General features: G+C 38.9%; 10 protein-coding genes. 7 read left to right on the top strand and 3 right to left on the bottom strand.

The window, feature by feature from the left end:
* Positions 1-21: 21 nt before the first annotated feature.
* Positions 22-1200: a class I SAM-dependent RNA methyltransferase gene (locus DBR40_RS05920; protein ID WP_124559015.1), complete on the bottom strand. Its 1179-nt coding sequence runs from the start codon at positions 1198-1200 to the stop codon at positions 22-24.
* A 71-nt stretch (positions 1201-1271) separates the two neighbouring features.
* Here DBR40_RS05920 and DBR40_RS05915 point away from each other — a divergent pair, with 71 nt between their 5' ends.
* The 3 genes from DBR40_RS05915 (at position 1272) to DBR40_RS05905 (ending at position 4582) form a co-directional block, all read left to right on the top strand.
* Entirely contained in the window at positions 1272-1640 is a 369-nt protein-coding gene (locus tag DBR40_RS05915) for a DUF3127 domain-containing protein (protein ID WP_124558831.1), read from the top strand.
* Between the two features lie 248 nt (positions 1641-1888).
* A complete protein-coding gene (locus DBR40_RS05910; protein ID WP_124558830.1) occupies positions 1889-3709 on the top strand; it encodes a sensor histidine kinase in 1821 nt (606 codons plus the stop codon).
* A gap of 177 nt (positions 3710-3886) precedes the next feature.
* Positions 3887-4582, top strand: a complete 696-nt coding sequence (locus DBR40_RS05905; RefSeq protein WP_199748288.1) for a response regulator transcription factor — start codon at positions 3887-3889, stop codon at positions 4580-4582.
* 46 nt (positions 4583-4628) lie between these two features.
* On the opposite strand, the gene DBR40_RS05900 is transcribed toward DBR40_RS05905, so the two are convergent.
* Positions 4629-5477, bottom strand: a complete 849-nt coding sequence (locus DBR40_RS05900) for a menaquinone biosynthesis family protein (protein ID WP_124558829.1) — start codon at positions 5475-5477, stop codon at positions 4629-4631.
* A 40-nt stretch (positions 5478-5517) separates the two neighbouring features.
* Positions 5518-6141, bottom strand: coding sequence for a futalosine hydrolase (gene mqnB / locus DBR40_RS05895; RefSeq protein ID WP_124558828.1), 624 nt, complete (start codon positions 6139-6141; stop codon positions 5518-5520).
* Between the two features lie 101 nt (positions 6142-6242).
* On the opposite strand from mqnB, the gene DBR40_RS05890 reads away from it, so the two are divergent.
* From DBR40_RS05890 to DBR40_RS05875, 4 genes are all read left to right on the top strand, one after another.
* A complete protein-coding gene (locus DBR40_RS05890; RefSeq protein ID WP_039477758.1) occupies positions 6243-6653 on the top strand; it encodes a 6-pyruvoyl trahydropterin synthase family protein in 411 nt (136 codons plus the stop codon).
* Positions 6654-6665: 12 nt separating this feature from the next.
* Positions 6666-7301, top strand: a complete 636-nt coding sequence (folE, locus tag DBR40_RS05885; protein ID WP_124558827.1) for a GTP cyclohydrolase I FolE — start codon at positions 6666-6668, stop codon at positions 7299-7301.
* Between the two features lie 80 nt (positions 7302-7381).
* The gene (gene fabD, locus DBR40_RS05880) at positions 7382-8263 is read left to right on the top strand and encodes an ACP S-malonyltransferase (protein WP_124558826.1); all 882 of its coding nucleotides are present in this window, start codon (positions 7382-7384) and stop codon (positions 8261-8263) included.
* Positions 8264-8351: 88 nt separating this feature from the next.
* Positions 8352-12083, top strand: a complete 3732-nt coding sequence (locus tag DBR40_RS05875; RefSeq protein WP_124558825.1) for a sensor histidine kinase — start codon at positions 8352-8354, stop codon at positions 12081-12083.
* Positions 12084-12103 lie beyond the last annotated feature (20 nt).

Here is a 12103-nt window from a genome sequence, read left to right as displayed (position 1 = left end):
ATTAATTTTCAAGGAAAAAGACTACTCTTCTGTTTTTGGAGCCCTTTTCGAGCCATCGTACAATTCGTATTCCAACAACCTACAGTCTAATTTACCGTTATAAAATTCAACTTTTTTAGCAGCTTTTAAGCCTATTTTTTTAGCAAGATCGGGATTTCCTGTGAAAATATATCCAGAATAGCCCTTGCATTTTGTTTTCATAAAATCGCCCATGCGCTTATAAGTAAGTTCTAATTTACTGTGCACGCCTAAACGCTCGCCATATTCGGGGTTAAAAACCACTGCACCTTTGCCATCTTCGGGTACAGGCGTAAGCTCGAAATCGCAAACCTCGAACTCGATTAAAGTATCTACGCCAGCTGTTTTTGCATTTCTGCGTGTTACTTCAACAGCATCCTCAGAAAGATCGGAAGCTACGATTTTAAGATCAATATTTTTAATCACCTGATCTTTTAATAACCTGCGCTCTGCAAAAAATACTTCTTCGTTATAACCCAGAATGTGCATAAAGGCATAATTCATGCGGTAAAGTCCGGGGGCACGGTTAGTAGCAATCAGTGCCGCTTCGATAGCTAAGGTACCCGAACCGCACATAGGGTTAATAAACGGCGATTTTTTATCCCAGTTGGTGGCATAAATTACACCCGAAGCAAGCGCTTCGAGCATAGGTGCTTTGCCTGGTATTTTGCGGTAGCCGTGTTTGGCCAGGGTCTCGCCCGAAGTATCTATAAAAACATTGGCTTCGGCATCTTTCCAGTATAAATGTACTACTGCTTTGTTTACGTCCGATCCGGAATTGGGGCGAATACCTTTTTTCTCTTTCAGGCGGTCTACAATAGCATCCTTTACTTTCAGGTTGGCAAAAAGCGGTGTGGTAATATTGGGGTTATCAACATTTGAAGTAACGGAGAAATAACCCGAAAAATCGATTAATTCTTCCCACTCAATGGCTTTAATTTCGTTGTATAAATCATCGGGCGTAACAGCCTTAAAATTTTTGATCGAGTATAAGATCTGACTGGCGCAACGCAAGTTCAAATTCAGCTTTATACACTCCGTAACGGTAATATTGAGCTCAACACCAGTTGGGAAAGCTCTTTCGATAGTGTAGCCTAAAGCCTTAACTTCTTCTTGTAAATAGGGCGAAAGGCGCTTGTTGCAGGTAATAATTACCTTGCTTTTATTGTGGAAAACTTGCATCATAATATATGCGAAGTTATCAATAAAATTATAGAGATTTGATGTTTATAAGTACATTATTAGTATTAGGTATGGAAATTAAAGGAAAAGTACACGAAATAGGTGCCACACAACAAGTAAGTGAAACGTTTAAAAAACGTGATTTAATAGTAGAATACGCAGAAAATCCAACATATCCAGAATATATCCGTTTTGAGGCTTTACAAGATAAAACTGCATTATTAGATACATTTAAAACTGGCGATGAGGTTGAGGTTTTCTTTAATTTACGCGGCCGTCCATGGACAGATAAAACAGGTAAAACATCATATTTTAACAGCCTTGTGATTTGGCGCATCAATGCTGTTGCAGCAGGTGCTCCTGCTGCAAGCACACCAGCTTATGCAGCTCCGGTTGATGTAAGCAATACATCAGGCGAGGATGATGATTTGCCTTTCTAAATAAAGAATCTTTTTTAAGCAAACAATTTTGAACCAATGCCGGGGCTTTTGCCGCGGCATTTTTTTTGGTAATACTTCCGAAGTTTTTAGAGCTAAGGGATTAGAAAACTTCGAATGTATTCCTTTACCCCGCTGTTAAAATATGTTAAAAACAAGTACTTAGCGCTGTTAATCAGTATTTTTGATAAACTAATGGGTTTTTAACAACCTGTTTCTGGTTTTTTTAGTCCCGGTTACGAAACTTATTCATGAAGAAAAGAAGTTTTTGGTTAATTACTGTTTTAATGACAGTGGCGCTGCTCGGTGTGTTTGTAATGCAATTGTATTACATCCGGGAGTCCTATAAACTAAAATCCCAGCTTTTTGACGAACAGGTAAACCAAACACTTTCTACTGTGGTGAATAAAATTCAGCGTAGAAATGTTGCCGATCACTTAAACCGGAAAGATGCCGAAAATAAGCTTAAGCAAATTCAGGATTCGAGACAGCGTACGCTGGATATTAAAGACCTGCGGCAGCAATATGTGCAGGAAGCAGAATTGCGCCAGGTTGAAAGGGAAAACCAGATTGAAGCTTACCTGAACCAACAGGATAGTATTATCAGGGTATCGTACCGTGCGCCCAATGTAATTTCGGAAAGAGAATATACCTCACTAACATCGAAGAACGGCGATAAGCTCGATTTGCAGATGGATGCATTTATTGATATCAAAAGTTTGATATTAAAAGGCTATAGCATGCGCAGCAAGCCTTTTTCTACTCCACCAAAGGCATTTGAATTTAAAAGCTTGCAAAACTTGCCCGATACTTTACGGTATCTGGTTTTCGATCCGAGAGATGGTAGCCCTGGTTTTGCAAATGTGCCAAAAATCCCGACTGATTTAGACAAGAAATTTAAGCGTGATGATGAAATCGCAAAGAAAAAACTCGAACTGAAAATTGCTGCCTTAGGAAAGGATACTTTTTCTTACAATCGCTTAAGCATGGTTGAAGATGTGTCGAAAGAATTGCAGGAAACCAATGTTCCCATTTATAAGCGTATTAATTTCGATTCGCTGGGTAGCATACTGCGAGCAGAGCTTTTAGCCAATAACATTACGCTTGATCCATCTTACCGGGTTTCTTTGGCCAAAAAAGATTCAACCATCTTTATGACCGCTTCGAATGTAAAGGGAGAGTTTTTACCAGAAAACACGTACAAAATACCACTTTTTGGAAACGATATTTTTCGCGATCCGGGAATGCTTTTTGTGAGTTTCCCAGATAAAACCTCGGCAATTGTTTCTAATTTGAGCGCAACCTTAGCATCGTCGGTTGGCTTGCTGCTGGTGCTGGTTTTTATCTTTTCTTATACACTTTATGCTATTTTAAAGCAAAAGAAAATATCAGAGATGAAAACTGATTTCATCAACAACATGACCCACGAGTTTAAAACCCCCGTAGCCACCATCATGATTGCGAGTGAGGCTTTAAAAGACCCTGAGGTAACTGAAGATAAAACGCGGTTAAAACGCCTGGCAGGAATAATCTACGATGAAAACGTTCGCCTTGGCAGCCATATAGAGCGGGTTTTAAGTATAGCCAGGTTAGAAAAAGGCGAACTTAAAATGGAAAATACCGAGGTAGATATGAACGATCTAATTATGATTGTTCTGGATAGTATGGAGTTGCAGCTGCAAAAAAGAAATGCAGTAATTACAGTAAATACCAATGCCGAAAATGCCATTGTTTTTGGCGATGAACTGCATTTATCAAATGTAATTTACAACCTGATTGATAATGCCAATAAATACAGTGCCGATACGCCAGATATAACCATTACCACACGAAATACCAGCAAGCATTTAATTATCGAAATTGCCGATAAAGGTATAGGCATGACCAAAGAGCAGGCCAAGCGAATTTTCGATCAGTTTTACAGGGTGCCCACTGGGAACCTGCACGATGTTAAAGGTTTTGGTCTGGGGTTAAATTACGTTCAGGATATCATTAAAAAATTAAACGGAACCGTTAAAGTAAGTAGCGAAAAAGATAAAGGAACTACGTTCGAAATATCGTTACCTTTATAAAGCTGTTAACCATCGGGACAAAAGCTTGCTTTATCGATACATTAAAAAAGAACAGGTTTAATTTACTTAATATAGTAGCGTATTAATTTAAAGTTACGTATAAATTAAACCGTTATGCAGATTTCGAATCAAACTTTCAGTGTAGGTAATGCTACATATGCGAATAAAATTAAGAAAATGAAGAAAATACTTCTGGTAGAAGACGATCCAAACTTAGGTTTATTATTACAGGACTATTTACAACTAAAGGGTAAATTTGATGTGGTGCTGTGTACTGACGGGGAAGAAGGACTGCGGGCTTTTAGCAAGCAGAACTTCGATTTATGCATTTTGGATGTAATGATGCCCAAAAAGGATGGCTTTACCTTAGGTAAAGATATTAGAAAGGCTAATGCACACGTGCCAATTATTTTTGCAACTGCTAAAACTATGTTAGAAGATAAGGCTGCGGCATACGATTTGGGCGGTGATGATTACATTACCAAACCTTTCCGTATTGAAGAGCTTTTGTTGCGCATAAACGCCATGTTTAAACGTGTGGCCAATAAAACAGATAGTGCCGATGAATCAGCAGAAACACAGTTTTCCATTGGTCAGTATCATTTCGATTATACTACACAGATTATTACCAGTAACGATCTTCAGCAAAAACTGTCTACCAAAGAGGCAGAGTTGTTGCGTTTGTTGTGCCTGAAAAAGAATACCGTGTTAACCCGTGAAGAGGCTTTATTGAGTATCTGGCACGATGATAACTACTTTAATGGTCGCAGTATGGATGTATTTTTAAGCAAATTGCGCAAATACCTGCGCGCCGATCCGGCGGTTGAAATTATCAATGTACACGGAAAAGGGTATAAGTTATTGGTGAATTAGGAAACAGCTGAAATGTTGTAACGTTACAACATTTCAGCACCCAAACCTATAAGTATAAATTTTTCTCAATCGTCGGAATAATCCCTCTTTCCTGAGCCAGTTTAAACAAAGTATCAACCGCTTTACGGCCTTCTTCGCCCAGGTTAATGCTGTACTTGTTTACATAAAGCTCAATGTGTTTGTACATTACGCTTTCTTCCATGGCCTGTGCATGCCCGCGAATAAAATCGATACTCGATTTTGGATGGGTAAAGGCATATTCTACCGACTGTCTGATTAAGCGGTTTACTTTTAACTGCACATCGCGATCGAGGTTGCGGTTAACTACAATGCCACCTAAGGGAATTGCACAGCCGGTGAGTTTTTCCCAGTAATCGCCAAGATCAATAATTTTGTTCAAGCCCTTATCCTGGTAGGTAAACCTGTTTTCGTGGATAATCAAGCCTAAATCAATTTTTTCTTCCAATAAAGCCGATTCGATTTCAGAAAATACCAGTTCCTGTTTGTTTTGTAACTCAGGGTAGGCAATGCCCAGCAAGAAATTTGCGGTAGTATATTTGCCAGGTATGCCTACTTTAAGCCTGGCATCAGGGGTTAGTAATGCCGGATCATTTTCGCCTTTAAAATGGTTTTTACTAATTAACAACGGACCAACACCGAAGCCTAAGGCACTGCCTGCATCGAGCAAGGCATATTGATTGGCCACATAGGCAAAAGCATGAAAACTTAATTTGGTGATATTTAATTCGCCCCTTAGTGCTTTCTGGTTCAGGGTTTCCACATCATCGTAATAAACCTCAAATTCTAAACCTTCGGTATCAATTTTATGGTGAATTAAAGCGTCGAAAATAAAGGTATCGTTAGGGCAGGGCGAAAAGCCAAGGGTAAGTTTCATAAATCAAAATTAATTACTGTGGTAAACTAATTGGTCATACTCAGTTCATTTCTCCAATAAAAGCAATGGCCCAATCGTTCAGGTTTTTTATGGAAAGACCTATTTTCCAGTTATCTTTATTTCGGGGCTCCACATAATTGGAGATGCTCCTGATTTGCAGGCAATCTATATTTAATTGTTTACAGGCATAAAAAACAGCTGCACCTTCCATGCTTTCGGTTGTGGGGTTTAACCGTTTAACCAAATGTTTAATGCTTTTTTCACTGCCCGTTACACGGTTCATGGTAATGCCTTTAACGAGCGGTAAACCTACTTTGCGTTGGGTTCTGGAAGTGTAATGGCTTTCGCCAAAGCCCAGGTCGGTAATGGTTAAAAAGTCGTCGCCGCTTTCTGCGCCCAGTTCGGCAAAGGTATCTTCGCTAATGTTTAATACTGTTCCGAGCGCAATATTCCGGTCAAAACAACCTGCAATGCCAAAATTTACAACCAGTTCATATTTGTGCGATAAGTACTTGCCCAATGCAAAAGCTGTTGCCACCATTCCAACTCCGGTAATCAGCAGATCAAAATTTTTGCTTTCAACAAAATCGCCCTCCGGCAAATTAAAATGCTGGTAAAAGAAAGAAAGTTCGGCCTTTGTGGCTGCAACAACTAAAGTTTTCATAGTGTAAATTTAATGGTTTGTTTCGATAAACTTTGGTTTCTTTAAGCTTTGGTGTTTAGGCTTAATGCTTTATCAGTATATTTGCGGTTTATTTTATAGTAATGATTTACATAACGAGAAAAGCATCATTTAACGCAGCACATAAGCTAGCCCGAACCGATTGGGATGATGATAAAAATAGTGAGGTTTATGGCAAGTGTGCTAACCCAAACTGGCACGGCCATAACTATTGGTTATACGTTACCGTTAAAGGCGAAGTTAATCCGGAAACGGGTTTCCTTGTCGATCTGAAGTGGTTAAAAGATGTAATGAATAATTATGTTGTAGATAAGGTTGACCATAAAAACTTAAACCTTGATGTCGATTTTATGAAGGGCAAACTGGCCTCAACCGAAAATCTGGCTATCGAAATCTGGAAACAGTTGTGGGCACCGATTGCCGAAAGCGGTGCAATTTTACATTGCGTAAAAATCTACGAAACTGAAAACAATTATGTTGAATACTTTGGCTAAAAACCTACATTAATGAGCGATAAAGACGTATTAAAAGGCGAATCGATAGATGGTTATGTAAAAATAGACCGTTATAATGATGATAAAATAGATGCTGTAGCAACACACTATAAAGATATTCTGGGGCATTTGGGCGAAGACCCTGAGCGCGAAGGTTTATTGAAAACCCCTGAGCGTGTGGCAAAAGCCTTACAATATTTAACACACGGCTACGATTTAAAACCAGATGAAATTTTAAAATCGGCGATGTTCGAAGAAGATTATAGCCAAATGGTTGTGGTTAAAGATATTGAAGTATATTCGATGTGCGAACACCATATGCTGCCGTTTTTTGGAAAAGCGCATATTGCCTATATCCCTAACGGACATATTGTTGGTCTAAGCAAGATTCCGCGTGTGGTTGATGCTTTCGCGCGCCGCTTACAGGTACAGGAACGTTTAACAAACGAAATCAGAGATTGTATCCAAAATACTTTAAGTCCAATGGGGGTTGCGGTAGTGATGGAGTGCAGGCACTTGTGTATGGCTATGCGCGGTGTACAGAAACAAAATTCGGTAACCACAACCTCAGCCTTTACGGGTACCTTTTTAAGTAACGATAAAACAAGAGCTGAGTTTTTAAGGTTAATTACAGCAAGTTTAGATTAATTTAGTAACAAGTAGAAAGTATCAAGAAGCATTTAGCGTAGAAACGCTAAGCGCCAAACGTGATACGCTAAACTAACAATATGAAAGCATATATTTTTCCCGGACAGGGAGCACAGTTTGTAGGTATGGGTAAAGACCTTTACGAGAACCCTGAAGCTGCAACATTATTTGAGAAAGCTAACGAAATTATTGGTTTCCGCATTAGCGATATTATGTTTGGCGGAACCGACGAGGAACTTAAACAAACCAAGGTAACGCAGCCTGCAATTTTTTTGCATTCAGTTATTTTAGCCAAAGTTTTAGGTGCCGATTTTAAACCTGATATGGTTGCTGGTCACTCTTTAGGCGAGTTTTCTGCTTTAGTGGCTGCAAATGCACTAAGTTTCGAAGATGGCTTAAAACTGGTTATTGCACGTGCAAATGCTATGCAAAAAGCTTGCGAAGCGCAACCATCAACTATGGCCGCTATTTTGGGCTTAGCTGACGAGGTTGTAGAGCAAATTTGTGCTGATATTGATGCCGTTGTTGTACCGGCAAATTACAATTGCCCTGGGCAATTGGTAATTTCGGGCAGTATTGAAGGTATTGATTTGGCTTGTGCCAAATTAACTGAGGCCGGAGCAAAAAGAGCTTTAAAATTAAATGTAGGTGGTGCTTTCCACTCGCCATTAATGGAGCCGGCAAAAATTGAACTACAGGCTGCTATTGAAGCTACTAATATTGCTGCACCTGTGTGCCCGGTATATCAAAATGTTGATGCTAAGCCTTATACTGATCCGGAAGAAATTAAAGCAAATTTAATTAAACAATTAACCGGCGCCGTACGTTGGACACAAACGGTAGGTAATATGCTTGCCGATGGAGCAACCGAATTTGTGGAGGTTGGTCCAGGCAATGTGTTACAGGGTTTGGTTAAAAAAGTAAGCCGTGAAGTGCAAACCAGCAGTGCTTCGATCGCATAACTTTTATTTCCTTAAAATATAATACCAGCGCCATAAACCAAAGTTTATGGCGTTGTTTTTTACCAATATTTAATATCTTTATCCGTAGATGAAAATAAGCTTTGGTGTAAAAATAAGATTTCTATTGCTTGTTTTGGGCTGTTGTCTCATTGCAACATCCATTTCTTTAAGCTTTTTCACTACCAAAAGCGAATTGCTTGATCATGATGCCAATGAGATACAGCAAAACCTTTTAGCCAAAGAAAGAGCGGTTGAAAATTTTTTAGCCAACAAGCAGGAGGTAGCCAAGGCAAAGCAATTTCATTTAAACCCTCAGGATGCCACTAATTTTATCGAATTATATCGAAGGCAGAATGGCATTAACTTATTTACGTATCAAAATAACCGGCTTAAATTCTGGAGTACCTATAAAGTTTCTGAAATAGATCCAGCCGACATAAAAGAAGGAAGCTCAGTGCTTTTTTTTTCAAACGGATGGTATGAAGTAATTAAAAGTGTACAGGGTAATTTTAGTTTTATCTTTCTCATCTCCATTCAGTCTCAATATCCTTTTAAAGAAACACAGTATTTTAAAAACGATATAGACCCGCTGCTATCTAGCACTAAGATTTTAACCTTTGCTTCTTTTACCGATAAGGATGTTTACACGATAAAAAGCCTTGATAATAAGTTTTTATTTGGGTTGAAGGTTAAGCCGGGCTATGCCGATACCTATTACTCGGGTACGCAGCTTTGGCTTTTTGTGGCTGGTATGTTGTGCATTTGCATGTTTTTTAATTCGCTATGCTCGTTTATTGCACGGCGCGGGCATATCGCATGGGGTACCTTTTTATTGCTGTTTTTCTTTATGGCTTTTCGTTTAACAGATTTGTATTTCGGCTGGTTTAACCATCGTTTTACTTTAGATCTGTTTGACCCTAAAATATATGCCGATAGTTTCTTAATGCCTTCGCTTGGCGATTTTCTGCTCAATGTAATTGCCATTACCTGGTTGCTTTTGTTTATGTACAATCACAAAGAACAATACCAGTTTCCCGGGTGGATTAAACGGAATAAAGTCGTAGGGTTGTTTATTCAGGCCGTGCTACTGGTACTTATTGGTAAGATAGTATGGGATACCGACGATATTTTCTTCGGACTGATTTTTAACTCGCGCATTAATTTTGATATTGTAAACATCTTAAAGCTTAGCGGAACCAGTTGGGTTGGAATCGTAATTTTATGTCTGGCCTGGTTCCAGATTTACCTTATTACTGTAATTTCGGCAACGATAAGCAGTCAGTTAAATGTTACCAACAAAGAGCGGATTATTATTTTTGTAATCGGCTTTGCAGGAGTATTTGTTTACAAGTTGTTTGTTGATTTTAATGCCTTTTTTATTGTTTTTGCCCTCATTTTATTCATTGTAGCCAGGGCAGTTTATTTAAAGGAAAGCAATTTTTCCATTGGCATGTTTGCCATTGTGTTTTTTTGCCTGGCCTTTAATACTTCAATTAAATACACCCGGTTTAAAGACATTAAGGAAAGAAACCTGCGCGAACCTTTGGCGCGTAAAATACAATCGTCGGAAGATTTAAATGCCATTCTTGCCTTGGGGTCCTTAGGGAATGAAATCGCTAAAGACGATTTCCTGGCCCGGTATTTTAACCAAAATAAAATGGCCAATTATGCGGTACTTAAAAACCACCTTAAGGATTACCTGGATGGCTATTTAAGCCGGTACGACTCGCAGATTTATCCTTACGACAGGTTGGGAACTGCAATGGGCAATGCCGATAGCCCACCCATTGACAAGTATAAAAACCTGGTTGAGGCAGGCTCAGTGAAAATTGATGGTTCTAATTTTTTCTATCAGGTAAACAATACTTTTGGCTATCAGGACTACTTTGGGATTATTTCGGTTGTAGATAATGGCAATTTACTGGGTACACTGATTATCGAACTCCGTTCTAAACCCTACAATTACAATAACAGGCTCCCTGATCTTTTGGGTGACCAAAAAGAGGCAAAGGACGAGGATTTTAGAGGCTATTCCATTGCCTTTTACAGCAATAATAAACTGCTTAACCAATCGGGAAATTTTACTTTTCCTTTAGATGGTAGCATATTTAAAGGCAAAAAAGATGATTTTGTTATCCTCAGCGATGATAGCTTGCATTATAGCCACTTAATTTATAAGCCTTCTGCAAGTAAAATGGTGGTAATCAGTAAAGCAAAAGTAGATTATGTAGAACGGTTGGCGGCCTTGTCTTTCTTTTTTCTGGTTTTCATTATCTTCTCGTTACTTCTTTATGGGTTAATATGGTTGATTAAAAACCTCGACGATGATAAAGTAGGCTGGTTTAGTATTAACCGGTCGTTGATGATCAACGCCAATAAGATTTTATATAAAACACGCATCCAGGTGGTAATTGTATTATCGGTAGTGGCTACTTTGGTTATTGTTGGCTGGGTAACCTATTACTACATGAATAAAGAATACCGTGGCCAGCAAGATGCGATATTGAAAGATAAAATCAGAAAGGTTCAGCAGAACTTTGAGAAGCAGGTTTTTAATAATGGGATGATCTCTAACGATGAAAGTGCAGTGGCCGATTTCAACAACTTCGCCGATATTAACAATGCTGATCTGAACCTGTATGATTTAAATGGTAACCTGACCATGACCACTTATCCGAAGCTTTACAACTATAAAATTATTGGCCGGAAAATGGGTCCACTGGCCTATATTTCTTTAAATGGCCTGCACCGATCTGAATTTATTAACCTGGATGAGAAAATAGGAAATTTAACCTATGCTGCGGCCTACGCTCCCATAAGGAACGCGCAAAATAAAACAATAGCTTATTTAAGCCTTCCCAATTATTCGAATGAAGAAGAATATACGGATAAAATAGCCCTTTTTGTGAGTAACCTGATTAATATTTATGCCCTGGTTTTTGTTGCCATTGGGGTGCTGGCAATCTTTTTGGCCAACCAGATAACCAGCCCGTTAACTTTTATTCAGGAGAGTATAAGCCGAACAAAAATAGGACAGCGTAACGAACCGATTGTATGGCGGAGGCATGATGAAATTGGTTCGTTAATTAAAGAGTACAACAACATGATTGCCGCCTTAGAAGATAGTGCCCTTAGACTGGCCCGCTCTGAGCGTGAAAGTGCCTGGCGCGAAATGGCTAAACAAGTGGCGCACGAAATTAAAAATCCGTTAACTCCACTTAAATTAGGGGTTCAGTTACTGGAGAAATCCTGGAAAGAAAAAGACCCGAACTTTGAGCTGAAGTTTAATAAATTCAGCAAATCGTTTATCGAACAGATTGATAGTCTATCTAAAATTGCTTCTGAGTTCTCTAATTTTGCTAAAATGCCCGATACCAACTTAGAGCGCCTTTTATTGCTACCTATTATTGAGCAGGCGAGAGAAGTATTTAAAAGTACAGATAACGTAACCATTGATGTGTTAAACAAAAGTGAGAAAGACATCGAAATCATGGCTGATCACGATCAGTTGTTGCGCACTTTTAACAACTTGCTTAAAAATGCCATTGAAGCCATTGACGAGGAGACTTTGTGCTGCATAACCATTATTGTTTATATGGATACGAAAAACGCCTATATCGAAATTAAAGATAATGGTAAAGGCATACCTCCATCCCTGCACGATAAGATATTTGTACCCAACTTTACTACAAAATCTTCAGGTACAGGATTAGGGCTGGCGTTTGTAAAACAGGCTGTAGAAAATGCCGGTGGTTCAGTTAAATTTACATCAATAAGTGGCCTTGGGACAACGTTTTATTTGAATTTTCCATTGGCTTAATTGAGTGTCGAGAAGAAGCG

Origin of the sequence: Pedobacter sp. KBW01 (genome assembly GCF_003852395.1) — a bacterium.
In the GTDB taxonomy this organism is placed as follows: Bacteria; Bacteroidota; Bacteroidia; order Sphingobacteriales; family Sphingobacteriaceae; genus Pedobacter.
The sequence above is the reverse complement of the archived record's forward strand: the minus strand, read 5'-3'. Positions and strand labels throughout refer to the sequence as shown.

Bases quoted from the DNA above. Each gene is read 5' to 3' on its own strand.
- DBR40_RS05920 (WP_124559015.1), bottom strand. From the start codon at position 1,200: ATGCAAGTTTTCCACAATAAAAGCAAGGTAATTATTACCTGCAACAAG.
- DBR40_RS05915 (WP_124558831.1), top strand. From the start codon at position 1,272: ATGGAAATTAAAGGAAAAGTACACGAAATAGGTGCCACACAACAAGTA.
- DBR40_RS05910 (WP_124558830.1), top strand. From the start codon at position 1,889: ATGAAGAAAAGAAGTTTTTGGTTAATTACTGTTTTAATGACAGTGGCG.
- DBR40_RS05905 (WP_199748288.1), top strand. From the start codon at position 3,887: ATGAAGAAAATACTTCTGGTAGAAGACGATCCAAACTTAGGTTTATTA.
- DBR40_RS05900 (WP_124558829.1), bottom strand. From the start codon at position 5,477: ATGAAACTTACCCTTGGCTTTTCGCCCTGCCCTAACGATACCTTTATT.
- mqnB (WP_124558828.1), bottom strand. From the start codon at position 6,141: ATGAAAACTTTAGTTGTTGCAGCCACAAAGGCCGAACTTTCTTTCTTT.
- DBR40_RS05890 (WP_039477758.1), top strand. From the start codon at position 6,243: ATGATTTACATAACGAGAAAAGCATCATTTAACGCAGCACATAAGCTA.
- folE (WP_124558827.1), top strand. From the start codon at position 6,666: ATGAGCGATAAAGACGTATTAAAAGGCGAATCGATAGATGGTTATGTA.
- fabD (WP_124558826.1), top strand. From the start codon at position 7,382: ATGAAAGCATATATTTTTCCCGGACAGGGAGCACAGTTTGTAGGTATG.
- DBR40_RS05875 (WP_124558825.1), top strand. From the start codon at position 8,352: ATGAAAATAAGCTTTGGTGTAAAAATAAGATTTCTATTGCTTGTTTTG.